Origin of the sequence: Pseudomonas sp. NFACC37-1, from assembly GCF_900101575.1 — a bacterium.
GTDB classification, from domain to species: Bacteria; Pseudomonadota; Gammaproteobacteria; order Pseudomonadales; family Pseudomonadaceae; genus Aquipseudomonas; species Aquipseudomonas fluorescens_AA.
Genome location: NZ_FMUZ01000009.1, coordinates 88,836 through 107,904, shown reverse-complemented (window position 1 = coordinate 107,904; position 19,069 = coordinate 88,836). Strand labels below are relative to the sequence as shown.

The 19,069-nt window shown below is 60.7% G+C and carries 18 protein-coding genes; 11 read left to right on the top strand and 7 right to left on the bottom strand.

From position 1 onward, the window contains the following. Positions 1–21: 21 nt before the first annotated feature. Positions 22–2,895: a putative bifunctional diguanylate cyclase/phosphodiesterase gene (locus BLP82_RS12915; protein WP_092168295.1), complete on the bottom strand. Its 2,874-nt coding sequence runs from the start codon at positions 2,893–2,895 to the stop codon at positions 22–24. A 261-nt stretch (positions 2,896–3,156) separates the two neighbouring features. Here BLP82_RS12915 and uvrD point away from each other — a divergent pair, with 261 nt between their 5' ends. The 3 genes from uvrD (at position 3,157) to BLP82_RS12900 (ending at position 7,058) form a co-directional block, all read left to right on the top strand. Beyond that, positions 3,157–5,337: a DNA helicase II gene (gene uvrD, locus BLP82_RS12910; RefSeq protein ID WP_092168292.1), complete on the top strand. Its 2,181-nt coding sequence runs from the start codon at positions 3,157–3,159 to the stop codon at positions 5,335–5,337. A gap of 297 nt (positions 5,338–5,634) precedes the next feature. Continuing rightward, positions 5,635–6,510 (top strand): Tim44 domain-containing protein, encoded by an 876-nt coding sequence (locus BLP82_RS12905; protein WP_092168289.1) that lies wholly within the window; start codon positions 5,635–5,637, stop codon positions 6,508–6,510. A gap of 140 nt (positions 6,511–6,650) precedes the next feature. Beyond that, positions 6,651–7,058 carry an SMI1/KNR4 family protein gene (locus BLP82_RS12900; RefSeq protein WP_092168286.1) on the top strand — a complete coding sequence of 136 codons (408 nt, stop codon included), beginning with the start codon at positions 6,651–6,653 and terminating at the stop codon, positions 7,056–7,058. An 11-nt stretch (positions 7,059–7,069) separates the two neighbouring features. On the opposite strand, the gene BLP82_RS12895 is transcribed toward BLP82_RS12900, so the two are convergent. Then, positions 7,070–8,833 carry a cation:proton antiporter gene (locus BLP82_RS12895; protein WP_092168283.1) on the bottom strand — a complete coding sequence of 588 codons (1,764 nt, stop codon included), beginning with the start codon at positions 8,831–8,833 and terminating at the stop codon, positions 7,070–7,072. A 279-nt stretch (positions 8,834–9,112) separates the two neighbouring features. Here BLP82_RS12895 and BLP82_RS12890 point away from each other — a divergent pair, with 279 nt between their 5' ends. Then, positions 9,113–9,598 carry an acyl-CoA thioesterase gene (locus BLP82_RS12890; RefSeq protein ID WP_060739964.1) on the top strand — a complete coding sequence of 162 codons (486 nt, stop codon included), beginning with the start codon at positions 9,113–9,115 and terminating at the stop codon, positions 9,596–9,598. A 135-nt stretch (positions 9,599–9,733) separates the two neighbouring features. Here BLP82_RS12890 and pdxY read toward each other — a convergent pair whose 3' ends face one another. Then, positions 9,734–10,606 carry a pyridoxal kinase PdxY gene (gene pdxY, locus BLP82_RS12885; protein WP_092168280.1) on the bottom strand — a complete coding sequence of 291 codons (873 nt, stop codon included), beginning with the start codon at positions 10,604–10,606 and terminating at the stop codon, positions 9,734–9,736. A 119-nt stretch (positions 10,607–10,725) separates the two neighbouring features. Here pdxY and BLP82_RS12880 point away from each other — a divergent pair, with 119 nt between their 5' ends. Continuing rightward, positions 10,726–11,148, top strand: a complete 423-nt coding sequence (locus BLP82_RS12880; protein WP_092168278.1) for a DUF3301 domain-containing protein — start codon at positions 10,726–10,728, stop codon at positions 11,146–11,148. Positions 11,149–11,160: 12 nt separating this feature from the next. Here BLP82_RS12880 and BLP82_RS12875 read toward each other — a convergent pair whose 3' ends face one another. Beyond that, positions 11,161–12,126 carry a CobW family GTP-binding protein gene (locus BLP82_RS12875; protein WP_092168275.1) on the bottom strand — a complete coding sequence of 322 codons (966 nt, stop codon included), beginning with the start codon at positions 12,124–12,126 and terminating at the stop codon, positions 11,161–11,163. Between the two features lie 27 nt (positions 12,127–12,153). Here BLP82_RS12875 and BLP82_RS12870 point away from each other — a divergent pair, with 27 nt between their 5' ends. Beyond that, positions 12,154–12,507 carry an NADH:ubiquinone oxidoreductase gene (locus BLP82_RS12870; protein WP_092168272.1) on the top strand — a complete coding sequence of 118 codons (354 nt, stop codon included), beginning with the start codon at positions 12,154–12,156 and terminating at the stop codon, positions 12,505–12,507. On the opposite strand, the gene BLP82_RS12865 is transcribed toward BLP82_RS12870, so the two are convergent. Next, positions 12,504–13,154: a DUF1826 domain-containing protein gene (locus BLP82_RS12865; protein ID WP_092168269.1), complete on the bottom strand. Its 651-nt coding sequence runs from the start codon at positions 13,152–13,154 to the stop codon at positions 12,504–12,506. The genes BLP82_RS12870 and BLP82_RS12865 overlap by 4 nt on opposite strands. Further along, a complete protein-coding gene (gene zigA / locus BLP82_RS12860) occupies positions 13,154–14,362 on the bottom strand; it encodes a zinc metallochaperone GTPase ZigA (RefSeq protein WP_092168266.1) in 1,209 nt (402 codons plus the stop codon). Before zigA ends, BLP82_RS12865 begins: the two co-directional genes overlap by 1 nt. A 127-nt stretch (positions 14,363–14,489) precedes the next feature. On the opposite strand from zigA, the gene BLP82_RS12855 reads away from it, so the two are divergent. The 5 genes from BLP82_RS12855 to BLP82_RS12835 all read left to right on the top strand — a co-directional run bounded on the left by BLP82_RS12855 (position 14,490) and on the right by BLP82_RS12835 (position 18,312). Then, positions 14,490–14,882: a glutamine synthetase gene (locus BLP82_RS12855; protein WP_092168263.1), complete on the top strand. Its 393-nt coding sequence runs from the start codon at positions 14,490–14,492 to the stop codon at positions 14,880–14,882. A gap of 115 nt (positions 14,883–14,997) precedes the next feature. Then, positions 14,998–15,894, top strand: coding sequence for a GTP cyclohydrolase FolE2 (gene folE2 / locus BLP82_RS12850; RefSeq protein WP_092168260.1), 897 nt, complete (start codon positions 14,998–15,000; stop codon positions 15,892–15,894). Further along, positions 15,891–16,559, top strand: a complete 669-nt coding sequence (locus BLP82_RS12845; RefSeq protein ID WP_092168257.1) for a metal ABC transporter ATP-binding protein — start codon at positions 15,891–15,893, stop codon at positions 16,557–16,559. The genes folE2 and BLP82_RS12845 overlap by 4 nt, the downstream gene beginning before the upstream one ends. Further along, positions 16,559–17,425 carry a metal ABC transporter permease gene (locus tag BLP82_RS12840; protein WP_092168254.1) on the top strand — a complete coding sequence of 289 codons (867 nt, stop codon included), beginning with the start codon at positions 16,559–16,561 and terminating at the stop codon, positions 17,423–17,425. The genes BLP82_RS12845 and BLP82_RS12840 overlap by 1 nt, the downstream gene beginning before the upstream one ends. A gap of 11 nt (positions 17,426–17,436) precedes the next feature. Beyond that, the gene (locus tag BLP82_RS12835; protein WP_092168251.1) at positions 17,437–18,312 is read left to right on the top strand and encodes a metal ABC transporter substrate-binding protein; all 876 of its coding nucleotides are present in this window, start codon (positions 17,437–17,439) and stop codon (positions 18,310–18,312) included. A 124-nt stretch (positions 18,313–18,436) separates the two neighbouring features. On the opposite strand, the gene BLP82_RS12830 is transcribed toward BLP82_RS12835, so the two are convergent. Next, the gene (locus tag BLP82_RS12830) at positions 18,437–18,958 is read right to left on the bottom strand and encodes a DUF3617 domain-containing protein (protein WP_060739953.1); all 522 of its coding nucleotides are present in this window, start codon (positions 18,956–18,958) and stop codon (positions 18,437–18,439) included. Positions 18,959–19,069: the final 111 nt, after the last annotated feature.

Sequence of the window (19,069 nt, the reverse complement as noted above, 5' to 3'; positions counted from 1 at the left end):
AGTTCCAATCGAGGACCGGGTTCATTCCGTCAAGTGCTGCATCCGCAACAACCCGGCCAACCCATCAGCTTCCACTGGCCGACTGATCAGATAACCCTGCACCTCATCGCAACGCTCGTTCCTGAGGAAATCGAGCTGCTCCTGCCGCTCGACGCCTTCGGCCACTACCTTGAGCGACAGCCCATGGGCCATTGCAATGATTGCCCGGGTAATGGCGGTATCCACGCTGCCCTCGCCCAGCCCGCGAATGAATGCCTGGTCGATCTTCACGTAGTCCACCGGGATACGTTTGAGGTAGCTCAGGGATGAGTAGCCGGTGCCAAAATCGTCGATCGCCAGTTTGACCCCAAGATCACGCAATTGCTGGAATGTGGCGATGATGTGTTCGACGCTGTCGAGCAACTGGCTCTCGGTCAACTCCAGCTCCAGGTACTGGGGTGCCAGACCGGTTTCTTCCAGCACTTGTCGCACCAGGCTGACCAGCTTGCCCTGGCGCAATTGATGCACCGACAGATTGACCGACACCCTGATCGGCTCGAGCCCCTGGCGCTGCCATTCGCACGCCTGCCAACAGGCCTGGCGCAACACGAACTCGCCAATCGGCCCGATCAACCCGGTCTCTTCGGCCAAGCCGATGAAATCCCCCGGCGGAACCCGCCCCATGGCCGGATGATCCCAGCGCACCAGCGCCTCGGCGGCGTTCAGGCGACCGGTCGCCAGGCACAGTTTCGGCTGATAAAAGACCGTCAGTTGTTGCTCTTCCAAGGCCTTGCGCAGTTGGTTTTCCAGTTGCAGGCGCTCCAGCGTGCTGGCCTGGAGGCTCTCGGTGTAGAACTGGAAGTTGTTGCCCCCCAAATGCTTGGCGTGCTGCATGGCCATGTTCGCCTGGCTGACCAGCGTGGCAATTTCCCGCGTGTTGTCAGGCAACAGGCTGATGCCGATGGAAGCACTGAGCACCAGTTCATGGCCCTCGATGGTCAGCGGAACGCGCAGCTTGGAGGCCAATCGGGTCGCCACCCGAGCCAGGCTTGAAAGGTTGCCGTAGGCATCGAACAACACCGCAAACTCATCGCCGGATAACCGGGCGATGGTATCCGCCTCGGGCAGCGCGTTGATCAGGCGCCGCGCCATTTTCTGCAACAACTGGTCGGCGATGTCATGGCCAAGGCTGTCGTTGAGCAATTTGAAACGGTCCAGGTTGATATGCAGCAACGCCAGGCTGCGCCGTCCACCCTGGCGCACCCGCTGATGCGCTTCATTCAAGCGTTCGCGAAACAGCGAACGATTCGCCAACCCAGTCAATTCGTCGTAATGGGTCAGGTAGCGCATCCGTTCTTCGGATTCGCGCCGCGCCGAAAGATCGGCGAAGAAGCCCACTATATGGCTGACATTTCCCCGAGCATCGCGCACGACGTTCAGTTGCAGCCACTGCGGATACAGCTCGCCGTTGGCCCGTGCCTCCACCAACTCACCCTGCCAGGTGCCGTGCTGCTTGAGCGACTGGCGAATGACGGGGTAGTGTCGGCGCGCATCGCGGCTGCACGGCAGGTCGACCACGTTGCGCCCGAGCATGTCCTGGATATTGAAACCGGTGACCCGCGTGAACGCCTGATTGGCGGCGAGCAACAGGTAGTTGGGGTCGAAAATCACAATACCTTCGCTGGCGGCCTCGAACACCGTGGCCGCCAGTTGGCGTTGCTGCTCGAGTTCCTTGCTGACGCTGATGTCGCGCCGGGTGCCGACCATGCGCAGCACCCGTCCGCTCGCGCTGCGCTCGACGGCCCGGCCGCGGTCTTCGATCCAGACCCAGTGACCATCGCCGTGACGCACACGGTATTCGATCTGGTAATCCTCGCTGCGACCCTTGAGGTGTTCGACCAGGGCACGCTTGAGCGCCGGTACGTCCTGGGGGTGCAAGCGCGGGGTGAGGTGACTGAGCATCGCCGTGACGTATTCGGGCTCCAGGCCGAACAACTCCTTGAGCTGGGTGTGATGGACCTCGTCAGTCTGCAGGTTCCAGTCCCACAACCCCAGCTCACTGGCCTTGAGGGCCAGGGCCAGACGCGCCTCGCTCTTGCTCAGGGCCTGGCTGGCGACCTCCAGTTCAAGGCTGCGTTGCGCAACCCGCGCCTCCAGGCCAACCTGGGCCGCCCGCAGTTTCTCTTCGGCCGAACGACGTTGCTCGACCTCTCGGGCCAGCGCCTCGTTGAGCAATGCACTGCGGGTTTGGGTTTGCTGCAGATGCTCGATCAGGGCCTGGTTCTGGAAGCGTCGCAGCATGCCACTCTGGATCAAGCGATTGACTTGCCAGGCCACCACGCTCAGGGAAACCAGCACAATCAGGCCCAGCCAGCCCCAGCCACGTTGCTGCTCATCGCCACCCCAGAAGAGATAACCGATGGCCGGCAACAGGCAGGGCAAGGTGAAGGACAGGAACGCTGGAAGGCTCACGGCATAGGCCACACTGGCCGACAGCACCGCCGCGCCAATCAGGCCGAACACCCAGGCCTGCTGCTGGAAGCTGTCGGCCGGGACCAGCGCGATGCCAGCCCCGGCCAGCGTCAGGCCGGTCATCGCCGAGCCCAGCAAAAACATGCGCAACCAGATCGGGTGCGCCTGGCGGCTTGGCATCGCCGAATCGAAAGCCGCCACCTGGATTACCCGCAGCGCCACCAGCGACAACAACCAGACGAGCCAGACGCTGACCAGGAAATAGCGCCGCGGCTCCCATAACAGCGCGGCGCAGACCAGACCATTGAGCAGCATGAACAACGTAGGCAGCAGTGAGCCTTGATACAACAGACGTGTGCGCTCGACCGCCATCTCCGTGGCGTACTGCTTGCAGATGACCCGCGGTTCCACACAGGGGCCCGCCGGATCGGAATTGAGGGTCATTGGCACTGTTCTTGTTCTTATTCAGTCAAGCGTGGAGAACCCGAAACGAGCACCGAGCATACACAAGCCATGGGCCATCCCACACTGCCCCAGCTCATAAAAACAAGGAAAAAAGTCGCTATTTCATTAGGTGGCACCCCTCCGGAGCGAGTCCCGCCAACGCCTGTAGCCTGTGACCCGCCGGTCATCACCCAGCGGTCTTTTATCGGCTGATGCAAAGCTCGGTTTGCCCGGGGTGACGCCGCACCCTAGAATGCCCCGATGCGCGATGATCTCTCCCTTCTGCTGAACTCCCTCAACGATGCCCAACGTCAGGCCGTAGCTGCCTCCGTGGGTCGTCAGTTGGTCCTGGCCGGTGCCGGCTCCGGTAAAACCCGAGTGCTGGTGCACCGTATCGCCTGGTTGATCCAGGTCGAGAACGCCTCGCCCCATTCGATCCTGTCGGTGACGTTCACCAACAAGGCCGCGGCCGAGATGCGCCATCGCATCGAACAACTGATGGGCATCAACCCCGCCGGCATGTGGGTCGGCACCTTCCACGGCCTGGCGCACCGCTTGTTGCGGGCGCATTGGCAGGAAGCCGGGTTGAGCCAGACCTTCCAGATCCTGGACAGCGACGACCAGCAGCGCCTGGTCAAGCGGGTGATCCGCGAACTGGGCCTGGACGAACAGCGCTGGCCCGCCCGCCAGGCCCAATGGTTCATCAACGGCCAGAAAGACGAAGGCCTGCGCCCGCAGCACATCCAGGCCAGCGGCGACTTGTTCCTGGCGACCATGCGCAGCATCTACGAAGCCTACGAGGCGGCGTGCCAGCGTGCCGGGGTGATCGACTTTTCCGAGCTGCTGCTACGGGCCCTGGACCTGTGGCGCGACCATCCAGGCCTGCTGGCCCACTATCAAAAGCGCTTCCGGCATGTACTGGTGGACGAATTCCAGGACACCAACGCCGTGCAATACGCCTGGTTGCGCTTGCTCGCCAAGGGCGGCGACAGCCTGATGGTGGTGGGTGACGACGATCAGTCGATCTACGGCTGGCGCGGCGCCAAGATCGAGAACATTCACCAGTACTCGGCAGACTTCCCTGACGCCGAAGTCATCCGCCTGGAACAGAACTACCGCTCAACCGCCGGCATCCTCAAGGCCGCCAACGCCCTGATCGCCAACAACACCGGGCGCCTGGGCAAGGAACTGTGGACCGACGGCGGCGAAGGCGAAGCGATCAACCTCTATGCCGCCTTCAACGAACACGATGAAGCCCGCTACGTGGTGGAAACCATCGAAAGTGCGCTGAAAACCGGCCTGGCCCGCAGCGACATCGCCATCCTGTACCGTTCCAACGCCCAATCGCGGGTGCTGGAAGAAGCGTTGCTGCGCGAACGGATCCCCTACCGCATCTATGGCGGCCAACGCTTCTTCGAGCGTGCTGAAATCAAGAACGCCATGGCCTACCTGCGCCTGCTCGAAGGTCGCGGCAACGACGCGGCCCTGGAGCGGGTGATCAACGTGCCGACGCGAGGCATCGGCGAGAAAACCGTCGAAGCGATTCGCGATCATGCGCGCCACAGCCACGTGTCCATGTGGGAAGCCATGCGCCAACTGGTGACCAACAAAGGCGTGACCGGTCGCGCCGCCGGCGCCCTGAAGGCCTTCATGGACCTGATCGAAGACCTGGCCGCCAAGTGCGGGGAGATGCCTCTGCACCTGATGACCCAGACCGTCATCGAGCAGTCCGGCCTGATCGCCTACCACGAAGCGGAAAAAGGTGAGAAAGGCCAGGCCCGGGTGGAAAACCTTGAGGAGCTGGTCAGCGCCGCGCGCAACTTCGAGAACACCGAAGAAGACCAAGACCTGTCGCCGCTGTCGGCCTTCCTGGGTCACGCCTCCCTGGAGGCCGGCGACACCCAGGCCGACGAACATGAAGACAGCATCCAGCTGATGACCCTGCACAGCGCCAAGGGCCTGGAATTCCCCTACGTGTTCCTTGTGGGCATGGAAGAAGGCCTGTTCCCCCACAAGATGAGCCTGGAAGAACCGGGACGCCTGGAAGAGGAACGGCGCCTGGCCTACGTTGGTATCACCCGTGCCATGCAGAATCTGGTCATGACCTACGCCGAAACCCGACGCTTGTATGGCAGCGAGACCTACAACAAGGTGTCGCGCTTCGTACGTGAAGTGCCGAAGGGCCTGATCCAGGAAGTGCGGCTGTCCAACAGTGTCAGCCGACCGTTCGGTGGCGGCCAGCAACAAAGCAGCAGCCTGTTCGGCGGCAGCGACATCCCGGAAACCGGCTTCAGCCTCGGCCAGACCGTGCGGCACTCGGTGTTCGGCGACGGCGTCATCCTCAACTTCGAAGGCGCCGGCGCCCAGGCCCGGGTGCAGGTGAACTTCAGCGAAGGCAGCAAGTGGCTGATGCTGGGGTATGCCAAGCTGGAAGCGATCTAAAGATTTATGTAGGCCCCTGTGGGAGCGAGCTTGCTCGCGATAGCGGTCGATCAGTCATTATTGATGCTGACTGACACACCGTTATCGCGAGCAAGCTCGCTCCCACAGTTGTTCTGGGAAACATTTCCGATAGAACTTGTTCCTCTTTCCTACAGCCCAAAGCGAACAAGCCCTCTTACGCGGTTGAAGCTGAACCTAACCTGTCACGCAAAAGCCGGAAACACTCTGCCGCTAGCCAGCAACAGTTCACCTGTGCAACATGGCCCGCGTGCTATCCACAAATGGGAATGCCTTTATATGAAACGTTTTCTTAGCGTCGCCATGGCGTTGTGCATCGGCCTGACGATGGCCATCGATGCCAATGCTGCCAAGCGCTTTGGCGGTGGTAAAAGCTCGGGGGCAGCCCCGACTCACCAGACCAGCCAGATGGCGCCGTCCTCTGCCGCCGGCTCCACCGCTGCCACCGCAGGCGCGGCCGGTGCCGCAGGCGCTGCCACCAAGGCCAGCGGTGCTTCGCGCTGGCTCGGCCCCCTGGCCGGCATCGCCGCCGGTGGCCTGCTCGCCTCCATGTTCATGGGCGACGGCTTCCAGGGCATGCAGATCTTCGACATCCTGATCATGGCGGTCATCGCCTTCCTGGTCTTCCGCTTCATTGCCGCTCGTCGTCGCAAGCAGCAGGAGCAATTCGCTCCAGCCGGCCACGCGCCGATGCAGCGTGAAGTGTTCAACCAGCAGCCTGCCAGTGGTTCGATCTTCGGTGGTTCGGCAGCGCCTGCGGCCGCTCGTCCGGTCATCAATGCGCCGGCCTGGTTCAACGAGCAGCGCTTCATCGAAGCCGCGCGCAACCACTTCATGGCCCTGCAGCAGCATTGGGACGCGAACGAAATGGACAAGATCGCCGAGTTCGTGACCCCGCAACTGCTGGAGTTCCTCAAGCGCGAGCGAGCCGAGCTGGGTGATGGCTTCCAGTCCACCTACATCGATAACCTGCAGGTGCAACTGGACGGTGTCGACGATCGCGCCGACAAGACCATCGCCACCCTGACCTTCATCGGTGTGTCGAAGGATTCTCGCTTCGACAAGGGCGAAGCGTTCAGCGAAAGCTGGAACATGGAACGCGCCCAGGGCGATGACCAGCCTTGGCTGGTGGCAGGTATCCGCCAGAACGGTTGAACCTTTGACCGTTTTGCATGTTGAAATAAAAGAACCCCGGCCCAGGCCGGGGTTTTCTATTTCGCGGTTGCATCTATAGCGAGCTACTGTATAAACCGCTTCATATAAAACCGCGCCATCGAGAAAGAGGATCCCCGGACGTGGAAGAAATCATCGAACAATTGCGTGAAGCCAACGAACCCGTACCGGTCCCGCTGGAATTGCCCGACGAAGATTTGCTGGTAGAGATCGAAGAGCAGCTGTTCATCGATATCCCATTCGTCTTCAGGGAGTTTTTGCTGACCGTCAGCGATGTCGTCTACGGCAGCCTGGAGCCGGTGACCGTCACCGATCCACAATCCCACACCTACCTGCCGGACGTGGCCGCCAACGCCTGGGATGCCGGTGTCGACCGCAGCCTGGTCCCGATCTGCCAGGACGGTGACGATTACTACTGCGTCGAAGAGGATGGCACGGTAGTGCTGTGGCAGGCAGAAGAAGAACTGATCGCCGAGGAAACCTGGGAATCGGTCTGGCACTGGGCCCGGGACGTCTGGCTGGAAAGCTGACCCGTCGCCGGTCAATGCCCGGACGACTCCTTGTGGTTGTCCAGGGTTTCAAGCAAGGCCACCTGCATCCGCGTATGCAGGCGGATGAACCAGCGCCAGAGCAGCGCCGCCACGGCAGTCGCCACCACGGCGATCAGTACGAGCACCTTGTTGGTCGGCAGAATGCTGGCCGACAAGGCTGCCAATAGCAGGAAAATCACCAGCAGCGAGAGAATCGGGATCACTTCTGCGATCACCCGACGCACACGCTGGGTGTGGCGCCCAGCCATCTCCGGCTTCACGCCCATCTCCGCCAACAGCATCGACAGCGCCTTGAGCTTGCGGTACGCGGCGATCAGGAACGGCAGCGACAGCAGCAACGCCCCACCCCAGATCAGTGCTTTCTGCCAGCTCGGGTCGCTGATCCATGCTTGCAGGTAAGCCGACATCCGCTCGGCGAAAAAACCACCCGAGACAAAAATCGCAATCACCAGCGCCAGATTGACGCCGACCTGCAGCAAAATTCGCCGGATCATCGACGCCACCATCGCCCCTTCACCCTGGGGTTGGATGCTACGCAGCCATTCGCCGTACATCCCCAGCACCCGCGTCAGGCGCTGGGGCATGACCGTCGCCAACTTCACGGACAGCGGGTCGGCGGCCCGGATCAGGTACGGCGTCAGCAAAGTGGTCAACACCGAGACGGCGACCGCGACTGGATAGAGGAAATCGCTGGTGACCTGCAGGGTCATCCCCAACGACGCGATGATGAAGGAAAACTCGCCGATCTGCGAAAGCCCCATCCCTACGCGCAGCGAGGTGCGTCCATCGTTGCCCGCAATAAAGGCACCGAGGCCGCAGGACAACATCTTACCGAGCACCACTGCGCCCGTGATCACGGCAATCGGCCAGGCGTACTGCAGCAGTATCGCCGGATCGAGCATCAACCCGATGGCGACGAAGAAGATCGCGCTGAACAGATCACGCACCGGCTCCACCAGGCGCTCGATCTTCAGCAGTTGCCGGGACTCGGCCATGATCGCACCGATCAGGAACGCCCCGAGCACCATGCTGTATTCCAGTTTCACCACCAGCAGGCAGAAGCCGAAACACAGGCCGAGCACGGTAATCAGCAGCATTTCGTTGCTGTCGAACTTCGCCACGTAGGCCAGCACCCTCGGCACCAGCAGAATGCCGATGACCAACGCGACGATCATGAACAGCGACAACTTGCCGACGGTGGAAAATACCTCGCCGGAGCTCACGGTGCCGCTGACGGCAATGCTCGATAGCAAGGCGATGATGCCAATGCCCAGGATGTCCTCGACGATCAACACCCCGAAAATCAGCTGGGCGAAGCGCTCGTTTTTCATCTTCAGGTCGTTGAGCGCCTTGACGATGATCGTGGTGGACGAAATGGCCAGGATGGCACCGAGGAACAGCGAGTCCATGGTGCTCCAGTCGAACCAGCGGCCGATTTCGTAGCCGATCCAGATCATCAGCACAATTTCGAGGAACGCCGCGATGAAGGCCGTGGCGCCGACCTTGAACAGTTTGCGCAGGCTGAATTCCAGGCCCAGGCAAAACATCAGGAAGATCACCCCGAGCTCGGCCAGGGTCTTGATCGTGTCTTCGTCATGGATAAAGCCGAACGGTGGCGTATGCGGACCAATGATGAAGCCGGCCACGATGTAGCCCAATACCACCGGTTGTTTGAAACGATGAAAGAGTACGGTCACCAACCCCGCCGCCATCATGATGATCGCCAAATCCTGGATGAAACTGATGGCATGCATGTCGGGGCTCCCTGTTCAAAATGACTCACTGCAGAGCTGGAGAAATCCGTTTCCTCTGTAGGAATTGCCCTCGCAACGGGCTTTTGAAGGGTAACACCGCGACTTCCGACAAAAAGACGGTGCAATATATGGAAACAGATCCATCGGCGCGTGACGGCAACCACAGGCGCAGCGTCCCGATATCGGTGGTTTTTAAAACCTGGTGACCTGTTCGCAGGCCACTCCCCAGCACCCGCAGAGGTGCACTCCCGAATGACTGCCTTGAACCGTGAGTACGTTATGGAACCCGGAAACGCCCAGCTGTCGATGACGGTGTTGATGACCCCCGATATGGCCAACTTCTCTGGCAATGTCCATGGCGGCACCTTGCTCAAATACCTCGACGAAGTCGCCTATGCCTGCGCCAGCCGCTACGCAGGACGCTACGTGGTGACCCTGTCGGTCGACCAGGTCATCTTTCGTGAGCCGATTCATGTCGGCGAACTGGTGACCTTCCTGGCCTCAGTGAACTACACCGGCAACACGTCGATGGAAGTGGGCATCAAAGTCGTGACCGAAAACATTCGCGAACGCTCGGTGCGCCACACCAACAGTTGCTTCTTCACCATGGTTGCGGTGGATGACCAACGCAAGCCCGCGACCGTGCCGCCCTTGCAGCCGCAAAACAGCGAAGAAAAACGCCGCTACGAACAAGCCCAGCAACGTCGGCAGATCCGCCAGGAACTGGAGAGGCGCTACCAGGAGATCAAGGCGGACGGGCCTTAATCGGCCGCCGAAAATCAACGGTGGAAGGGCGCTTGCTCGCAATGGCGATGTCACAGCCAGCATCGAGTTGAATGTGGTGGCCTCATCGCGAGCAAGCTCGCTCCCACAGGGATTTGCAGCATTCCACAGGGGCGATCAGAGGCTGATTGGCACAGCCTCGAACCGCACCCGTGGATGGGCGATCCGGTCCTGGGCGCGGACCAGTTCCAACTCATAGCTGGTGCAGGCCTGGGTCTCCAGCAGCACTTCGTGCACCGCCGCGGCGGTGAATTCGAACGCCGCGACCAAACTGTCCCCCAGCAGAATCCGCGCCAGGAACAAGCCCGACGTCAGGTCGCCCACCCCCACCGGCTGGCGCGGGAAAGCCAACAATGGACGACGCAGGTGCCAACTGCCATCGGCGGTCACCAGCAGCATTTCGAAACTGCCATCGGGTTTGCCGGGGTAGGCCAGATGCTTGACCAGCACCGCCTTCGGGCCACGGGCCAGCAACGCGCGGGCCATTGCCCGGCAGTCCAGCAATGACTGCGCCTTGCGCCCCGAAAAACTGTCCAGCTCCAGTTGGTTCGGGCACATGAGGTCTGCCACGGCAGCGGCTTCTTCCAGGAGAAATTCGCTCACCTCGGGTGCCACGATGCAGCCCTTCTCAGGGTGCCCCATGACCGGGTCGCACAGGTACAGCGCCTTGGGGTTGGCGGCCTTGATCCGCGCCACGCCCGTCAGAATCGCCCGCCCCTGAGCCGCGCTGCCCAGGTAACCGGATAACACCGCATCGCAATGCCCCAGCTCACCGATAGCTGCAATGCCTTCCACCAATGCAGGTATCTGCTCTGGCGCCAGCACCTCACCGGTCCATTGGCCGTACTGGGTGTGATTGGAAAACTGCACGGTATTGAGCGGCCAGACGTTCACGCCGACCCGCTGCATCGGAAACACCGCGGCGCTATTGCCAGCGTGACCGAACACCACGTGGGACTGAATGGCAAGCAGATGAGGCGTACGTTTCATGCGGGAAGTTTCCGTAAAACGATTGAAATTCAAGCCGCGCAGTATGCGACTAAACACAGCCTGTACGACAGACCGGCGAGACAGTTAAGCTGACAGCAACTTGTTGGAGCACTTCGTTCATGCTGACCCTTGGAAACATCTTCGTGCTGATGCTACTGGCTACCGGCGGCGCCTGGCTGTGGCACAACCATGGCTTGCGCGAACGGGCGTTGGCGAGGGTCATGCAGCATTGCGCCAACCTCAAGATCGAGCTGCTGGACGGCAACGTGGCGCTGAAAAAAATCGGCTTCGTGAAGGACGCCAATGGTCGACGACGCCTGGCTCGCGTCTACACCTTCGAGTTCACCGTCACCGGCGAAAGCCGCCATTCGGGCACCATCACCCAATTTGGGGCCCACAGCGCACATATAGAGCTGGCGCCCTACCCGATGCCCTTCGAAGAAACACCGCCAACGCCCATCGAACCGGTCCAGACCAGGCCCAGGGCCGAAGTCATCGAATTGAGCCAGTGGCGCCAGGAACACAACAAGTGGAAGCCTTGAAACAAGGCTGATTCAGGAACATCGACAACTCACCAGACCGGCTTTCAGGCGATCGACATCTTGCGGCTGATCGAAAATCAGCTCGATCCGAGAATCCTGGCGCCACTCGCTGGTTTGCCACCCCAGGGCCGCCCCCTCCAACGCATTGGCTGAAACCCAACCGTCGCGGCTGTGGATAACCATCTTCGCCCGTTTCCAGCCCTGGTCTTGTAGCCATCGCGCGAGCGCCGCTGCGTCGAATCGTTGGCTTGGGTGCCAGCGCCAGCCGATACTCCAGCCTCCGTCCTGCTGCTGATACAGGCAGATGGGTTGCGTCGGGTCGGTCCAGATGGCCGGGATCTGGCCCAGGCTCTTGGGCAGGTTCACGTTATCCACAGACCCACTGCCCTGAGCCGCGAGGCCTGGCAATCGATCGAGCGGTAATGCCGCTTGTTGCGTCCAGTACAACGCTGCCCCTGACAGTTGCGCTGTCACCCGTTCGCGATCGGCCTGCGTGAGGCTCTCGGATTTGTTCAGCACCAGCAGTCCGGTATCCGCCAGGGTTTGTCGCTGCGCTTCGGGCAAGGGTTTGCCGTCCGCCATCGCCCTGGCATCCAACACCAACACACAGGGTTGTACCGCGAGCACACCGAGCCATGGCGCTTCACTCAGTTGCCGCATCAACTGTGCCGGATGACCCAGGCCCGAGGGTTCGATGAACAGCCGATCCGGCCGGGCCTTGCGCAGCAAACGCCCAAGACCGATCTGAAACGGCGCGCCATTGACGCAGCACAAGCAGCCGCCGGCCACTTCGCCCAGTGCGATACCATCGCCAGCCTGGGTCAGCAGCGCGGCATCCAGGCCGATCTGGCCGAACTCGTTGATCAGCACCGCCCAGCGTTCATTGGCCGGTCGCTGGGCCAGCAGATGCCTGATCAGGCTGGTCTTGCCGGCGCCCAAAGGGCCGGCGATGACATGGGTAGGAATGTGCTGCAACATAATCGACGGCTTTCGATGGAGGTGAACATGCGATTGATCGGCTGGTTGTTACTGGCACTGACGTCGGACCAGGCGCTGGCCCAGGCCTGCGTGGTTCACAGCCAGGCGGAGCGACTCGATGTGAAAGTCTGCCAACAGAACCGCAGCATTCCACAGAAACTGTTTGCCGATGGCTTCTGCCAGCCAAACCTTGCCGGCCAGAAGGTCGAGGTGCACTACGTCGATCAATGCCCTGGCGGCGCGTTCGGCGTTTGCAGCAACGCCCAGGTCGCCAATATGCCTTACCCCCAGGATATTCACTATTACGGTGTGGCGACCGATGCCGCGTACCTGCAGCCATTTTGCGAAGGGCAAAGCCAAGGCACCTGGCTCAAGCCCTAAGCCAGCCAATCCAGCGTGAGAATCAGGCGACGCTCTCCCGGGGCGGGCGCAGGCGAGCGATGGATCAGGCCAGATCCCTCATTACCGTGCCATTTCTCGCCTTTAAGCAAGCCGACATCACCGCAACCAAACTGCTGGATCACGCGCGGATCAACCGGCTCGGCCTCAGGCTGTGCCAGGTGCCGGCGATCCATGGCTTCTTCCTTGAGCCACTGGCTGCCGACGCCCGCATAAGTGGTCAACAGCCGTACCGGTACGTGGTCAACGTGGAAGCGCGGGCACATGGCCTTGTCCAGCGTGCGCAGACGCAGACCGACACGTTGCGCGCCCAACAGGCAGGCAAACGCACAGACCAGCCAGGAAACATCGGCGATAAAACCCTCATAGCCCTGCAGGTCGCTGAAACCTGCGGCCAGACCGTGCAGCGCTGGCTGGGTGTCTTCCTCTGGCAAATCGAGCACCCGTGATTCAGCCAGCGGCTGGTCCATCGCCAGCACCATGGCCGCAAAATCGCTGATGTGTGCGGGAAGCTGACGCTGCCAGACCGCCAGGTTGATGCCGTCGTCCAGGATCCGCGTGAATACCCCTGGCGTATCACCTTGGACCTGCCGTACCTGTGTCGCGCGTTTCAGACTGGGCGCCAGCATCACGCTGCAACCTCTTCATGCCACGGCCCGAACGGATCCGGCAACAAGCGCCAATTTTCGATCCCGAGGGCCATTTCCGCATCGGTGAGCAGGCAAGCGTCCAATTCAGCGGCGAGTTGGCCAAAATCAATGTCCTGACCAATGAAGACCAGCTCCTGACGGCAATCGCCTGTGGCAGCCAGCCAGTTCTTCATGATCGCCGCTGCGCTCTCTTCATCCTGTGGCCATTGGTTTTTCGGCACGAACCGCCACCAGCGCCCGGCGAAGCCATGTCGCATCAAGCCGCCAGCCTGGGACCAACTGCCCGCCTCCTCAGGTTTGCTGGCCAGCCAGAAGAACCCCTTGGAGCGCAGGAGTTTGCCATTGGGCCACGGCCGGTCGATGAAGTTGAAGAACCGCTGGGGATGAAACGGCCGGCGAGCCCGATAAGCAGTCGAGGCGATGCCGTATTCCTCGGTTTCTGGCACGTGCTCACCGCGCAGTTCCTGTAGCCAGCCAGGTGCCTGGGCGGCGCGTTCGAAGTCGAAAAGGCCTGTGTCGAGGATTCTGCCCAGTGGCACCTGCCCCATGACCATCGGAATGATCTGCGCCTGGGCGTTGAGACGCTGCAGAATCGCGGTCAACTCTTCCCGCTCATGCTGACTGATCAGATCGATCTTGCTGATCAGAACCACGTCGGCAAACTCGATTTGTTCAATCAGCAGATCGGTGATCGAGCGCTCATCCTCCTCACCCAGGGTTTCGCCCCGTGACGCCAGGCTTTCGGCGGCCTGGTAATCCCGCAGAAAATTCACCCCATCGACCACCGTGACCAGGGTATCGAGTCGCGCCACATCGGCCAGGCTTCGGCCCTCTTCATCGCGAAACGTGAAGGTTTCCGCCACTGGCAGCGGTTCGGAAATACCGGTGGATTCGATCAGCAGGTAGTCGAAACGCCCTTCCCTGGCGAGTTGCCCGACTTCTTCGAGCAAGTCCTCACGCAACGTGCAGCAGATGCAACCGTTGCTCATTTCCACCAGTTTCTCTTCGGAACGACTCAGGGTGACATCTCGCTGGACTTCGCTGCCATCGATGTTGATCTCGCTCATATCGTTGACGATCACAGCAACCCGCAGGTTGTCGCGATTACGCAGGACGTGATTGAGCAGTGTGCTTTTACCGGCACCGAGGAATCCGGAAAGTACGGTGACGGGAAGACGATTGGGCATCAGGTATATCCTCATCGGGCGGCCGCTTCGATCACGGCTCGTTTCCAGGGCTTGGTTGTTTTTATGTTATAGTATAACAACACAGTTCAACCAGCCCCGCCGCTCCTCATTCGTCTGAGATCCATCCATGCGCAATCCTCTGAAATTTGTTTTTGCGGGCCTGCTGTTGCTGTGGGCGTTAGGCGCTGCTGCCCAGAGTCCGCTCTTGGCAAACTGCACCCGTAGCGCGAATTTGCTGGCGTGCGTGGATATACAAGGCAACGCCTATAGCGTTGCGACGGCTGGAAACACTCTTTATTTACGCGGTTTTGAAGCGGCCAGTCGCCGCTATTGGGCGCAAACGAACAGCCGTTACGGTCAGCTCACGTTCTTTACCGGACTGGCGTCGGATGGAGAAAGTTGGGTTGGATACAGCCGGCGTGTGGGCTGGACCACCCTCAATCGTTTTTCCAGCTCGGGCGGCAGCAACGGCGCATTTACATGCGGGCGCATGAACGGGTGCCAGGATTCATCGCGTTAATGTTTCACGTGGAACGTGAACATTCAGGGAGATGAAACTCCTTTCATGGAAAAGGCTTCTTAAAATTAACCGTTATACTATAACATCTAATTTTAACCTTCGATGGGCCTTGACCATGAATGCGTTAACGTTGCCCGACGTGGCTGCGCAGGTTTCACGTCAAACCCTGCCCCTTGATTGGGTAGGCATGTGTGGCATCGCAACGCCGGTGTTGATTGACGGTCAACGTCTCAGCGCAACGGCCGATGCCGGTGTCAGCCTCGACGACAGCGAAGCGCGTGGCATTCATATGTCGCGCTTATATCTGGCGCTGGGATTGCTGGAAGAGACACCACTTTCTCCAGCGCTATTGCGCCGAATCCTGAAGCAATTTCTTGATAGCCATGAAGGCTTATCCCATGCGGCTTCGCTCAGCGTGCATACCAATCTACTGCTCAAACGTCCGGCGTTAATCAGCCCATTGGCAGGCTGGAAAGGTTATCCGGTGAGCATCGAAGCTCAGTTGAAAAACACAATGTTCCACGTGGAACTGAAAATTCAGATCCCCTATTCCTCGACTTGCCCTTGTTCCGCAGCCCTTGCCCGGCAGTTGATCCAACAGCAATTTGTCGACGACTTTGCTAACAAGAAACTTGAGCATGCCGAAATTCTCGCCTGGCTGGGCTCATCGAACGGCATTGTCGCCACCCCTCATAGCCAGCGCAGCACGGCAACCTTGACCTTGCGTCTGGACACCGCTGTCGACGAATTACCACTGCAGTCATTCATCAACCAAGCCGAAGCAGCCCTCGGCACCGCCGTGCAGACCGCCGTGAAACGCGCCGATGAACAAGCCTTCGCCCTGGCCAACGGACAAAACCTGATGTTCTGCGAAGACGCCGCGCGACGATTGAGCACGGTCCTGGCCCGCTCATCGGAGATCACCGCCCTGGATGTACGCGTCGTTCATGCCGAAAGCCTTCATGCCCATGACGCCGTGGCGCAAAGCCGCTGGACCCGGGAGCCATCATGATCGACTGCCAAGCACTGCGCTGGGGTGCACCCGGACAACCCCTCACACCGCCCCTCGCCATGGAGCGACCGGCGGGCAGCCTCACCGCCATCATCGGTGCCAACGGCTCGGGAAAAAGCAGCCTGTTGAAAGTACTCGCAGGGCTGCAAAAGCCGCTGGCCGGCAAAGTCACCTTGAATGTTCCACGACGTGGTGGCGTCTCGTTCATGCCCCAGCAGCAACATCTGGATCGGCAATTTCCCATCAACTTGCAAGACCTGGTGGCGGCCGGGTCTTGGGGCAATCGCCACACGCCAGCCACGCGTAGACAGTTGCTGCAGACCGTACTGGACGATTGGGCACTGAGCGGCCTTGAGCAGCGCCCGCTCATGGCGCTGTCGGGAGGCGAGCTGCAACGCGCCCTGCTCGCTCGCCTGAGCCTGGCCGAAGCGCCCTTGCTGTTGCTCGACGAACCCCACGCCGCCCTCGACGAACAAGGCCAGGCGCTACTGTGGAAACACATCCATCGCTGGCACGCAGCAGGCAGAACCCTCGTAGTGGTGTGTCATGACCTGGCAGCGGTACGTCAACATGTCCCCCATACGCTGCTGATCAAAAACACCGGTTGCATGCTGGGCCGCAGTGTCGATTTGATCGCCCAACAACCCCATGCGTGGGTGGCCTGATGCTCGCGGCCACGCATTTCTGGCAACCCTTCCAAGAGTTCGTCTTCATGCGTCGGGCCCTGCTGGGCGGCCTGGTGTTGGCGTGCAGCACGGCGCCGCTGGGTGTGTTCCTGATTCTTCGGCGCATGAGCCTGATCGGTGACGCCGTGGCTCACGGCATACTGCCCGGTGCCGCCCTGGGCTTCTGGTTTGCCGGGCTGAGCCTGCCGGCCTTGACCTTGGGCGGCCTGGGCGCGGGCCTGAGCATGGCCGGGCTCGCCGCCTGGATTACCCGGCGCACTGGCCTACGAGAGGACGCCAGCCTCGCGGCGATTTATCCCATCTCCCTGGCGGCCGGCGTGTTGATCCTCGGCATGGCCGGCAAACGCCTGGACTTGCTGCACCTGCTGTTTGGCTCGGCCTTGGCGGTGGACGGCCCCACACTCAACGGCATGCTGTGGGTTTCCGGCGCCAGCCTGGTAGCGATGGCGTTGATTTATCGACCGCTGCTGCTCGATACCCTAGACCCACTGTTCCTGCAAACCGTCAGTCGTCTCGGCCCGTTGGCCCACGGCGTATTCCTGACCTTGGTGGTACTAAACCTGGTGATCGGTTTCCAGGCCATCGGCGCGTTGATGGTGGTCGGCCTGATGATGCTACCAGCCGCCGCATCGCGATTCTGGAGCCGTCGCCTGCCGCTGCTGATGCTGATCGCCGCGCTGCTCGGTTGCCTCTCGGTTTGGCTTGGCCTGCTGTTGTCGTTCTATTACTCACTGCCCAGCGGACCGTCCATCGTTCTGGTGGCGGGCGTGTCGTATCTGCTGTCGGTGGTATTCGGGCCGGTGCACGGTTTGCTGCGCCGCCCGCCCTTGCTCACATCCCAATGAGGTGTTTCCCGATGCGCGTACTGCTCGTGCTAATCAGTCTGATGCTGTCCATGTCCCTGTCCGCCGCCGAAAAACTCCAGGTGGTGACCAGCTTCAGCATCCTCGCCGACATGACCCGACAGGTCGGTGGTGAGCATATTCAAGTCACCAACATGGTCGGGCCGGACGCCGATGCTCACACCTACGAACCCACCCCAGACGACGCCAAGGCGTTGCTCAAGGCAAAACTGATTATCAAGAATGGCCTGGGCTTCGAGCCGTGGCTGGACCGCCTGGTGACCAGCACCGAAACCAGTGCCCCGGTGATCAGCGCCAGCCGTGGCGTCATCCCGCGCTCACTGGATGAGGACGGAGAGACCATCCCCGACCCGCATGCGTGGCACAACCTGGCGAACGCCGAGCTGTATGTCAGCAACATCACCAAGGCACTGGAAGCCGCCGACCCGGCCAACAAGGCCGACTACGAACGCAACAGCCAGGCATACCTGAAGAAAATCTACGCCCTACTCGCCGAAGCCAAGGCCAAGCTCGGCGCATTGCCTGCCGGTAATCGCAAGATCGTGACGTCCCACGATGCATTCGGTTACCTGGGCCAGGCCTATGGCATCGAGTTCATGGCACCCCAAGGGTTATCCACCGAACGTGAGCCGTCGGCGGCAGAAGTCGCGGCGCTGATTACCCAGATCCGTCAGGCGAAAGTCAAAGCGGTGTTCATGGAAAACATCAAGGACGCGCGCCTGCTCAAGCAGATTGCCGAAGAGAGCGGCGCTCACATCGGCGGCACGCTGTACTCCGACGCACTCGCCGCCAGCGGACCGGCGAGCACGTTCACCGGCCTGTTCGAATACAACCTCAATACGTTGTACGAGGCGCTGAACCGGCCTTAGAGCATGTGTGGGAGCAAGGCTGTCCGCGATGAACAGTGACGTCCTTGGCGACTCACCGAATTGTCTGCATTGCGAGCAATGCTTGGCTCCCACAGGCTCACCAAGCGATTACTTCAAATGAGCTTCAAGCCCTCGGCTTGACCGTCCCGCAATCCTGCCCCAGCCAGACCGCGCGAGTGTCGAGGCTACCGTTCTGCTGGATGCCGGTGGCATTGAACGTGCCGTTGACCTTGGTGGTGAATTCACGATCACTCTGGAATGTCGCGACCCCATTACCCTGGGCTTTCGGGCAACTGAAGCGAAACTTCCACTGATTGCCGGTGCGCTCGGTGATCTGCTGCTTGCAACCCGATTGCGGGTCTTGCAGCGGAATGTCATTGGTTTGCACCTGCGCCGGGGTCAGGCACACGCGAATGCCTTTACCCCCCATGGTAATCCCCTGCTTTTCCAGCATCGCCCGTTGCTCCGGGGTCATCTGGGTTTGCAACTGGCCAAGGATCAGTTGCAGGTCCGGCAGGTTCTGGTTATCGACCTTCATATTGCTGGTGGTCAATTCCCACAAACCCGGCTGGAGCATCTGCGCCTGAGCCGCCATCGGAACCGACAAACCCATCGCCAAGGCCACACCCAGCAGACGAACATTCATTACACGAACTCCAGAGGACAAGTGGCCGTTAGACGCCGTCCACGGGCTTCGGTTCAGGGCCTGAACCGGTGAATTAAATAGCGACATTCGTCACGGAACATGGTCTGTTAA

Coding starts and splice junctions, on each gene's coding strand:
- BLP82_RS12915 (WP_092168295.1), bottom strand. CDS start 2,895: ATGACCCTCAATTCCGATCCGGCGGGCCCCTGTGTGGAACCGCGGGTC.
- uvrD (WP_092168292.1), top strand. CDS start 3,157: ATGCGCGATGATCTCTCCCTTCTGCTGAACTCCCTCAACGATGCCCAA.
- BLP82_RS12905 (WP_092168289.1), top strand. CDS start 5,635: ATGAAACGTTTTCTTAGCGTCGCCATGGCGTTGTGCATCGGCCTGACG.
- BLP82_RS12895 (WP_092168283.1), bottom strand. CDS start 8,833: ATGCATGCCATCAGTTTCATCCAGGATTTGGCGATCATCATGATGGCG.
- BLP82_RS12890 (WP_060739964.1), top strand. CDS start 9,113: ATGGAACCCGGAAACGCCCAGCTGTCGATGACGGTGTTGATGACCCCC.
- pdxY (WP_092168280.1), bottom strand. CDS start 10,606: ATGAAACGTACGCCTCATCTGCTTGCCATTCAGTCCCACGTGGTGTTC.
- BLP82_RS12880 (WP_092168278.1), top strand. CDS start 10,726: ATGCTGACCCTTGGAAACATCTTCGTGCTGATGCTACTGGCTACCGGC.
- BLP82_RS12875 (WP_092168275.1), bottom strand. CDS start 12,126: ATGTTGCAGCACATTCCTACCCATGTCATCGCCGGCCCTTTGGGCGCC.
- BLP82_RS12870 (WP_092168272.1), top strand. CDS start 12,154: ATGCGATTGATCGGCTGGTTGTTACTGGCACTGACGTCGGACCAGGCG.
- BLP82_RS12865 (WP_092168269.1), bottom strand. CDS start 13,154: ATGCTGGCGCCCAGTCTGAAACGCGCGACACAGGTACGGCAGGTCCAA.
- zigA (WP_092168266.1), bottom strand. CDS start 14,362: ATGCCCAATCGTCTTCCCGTCACCGTACTTTCCGGATTCCTCGGTGCC.
- BLP82_RS12855 (WP_092168263.1), top strand. CDS start 14,490: ATGCGCAATCCTCTGAAATTTGTTTTTGCGGGCCTGCTGTTGCTGTGG.
- folE2 (WP_092168260.1), top strand. CDS start 14,998: ATGAATGCGTTAACGTTGCCCGACGTGGCTGCGCAGGTTTCACGTCAA.
- BLP82_RS12845 (WP_092168257.1), top strand. CDS start 15,891: ATGATCGACTGCCAAGCACTGCGCTGGGGTGCACCCGGACAACCCCTC.
- BLP82_RS12840 (WP_092168254.1), top strand. CDS start 16,559: ATGCTCGCGGCCACGCATTTCTGGCAACCCTTCCAAGAGTTCGTCTTC.
- BLP82_RS12835 (WP_092168251.1), top strand. CDS start 17,437: ATGCGCGTACTGCTCGTGCTAATCAGTCTGATGCTGTCCATGTCCCTG.
- BLP82_RS12830 (WP_060739953.1), bottom strand. CDS start 18,958: ATGAATGTTCGTCTGCTGGGTGTGGCCTTGGCGATGGGTTTGTCGGTT.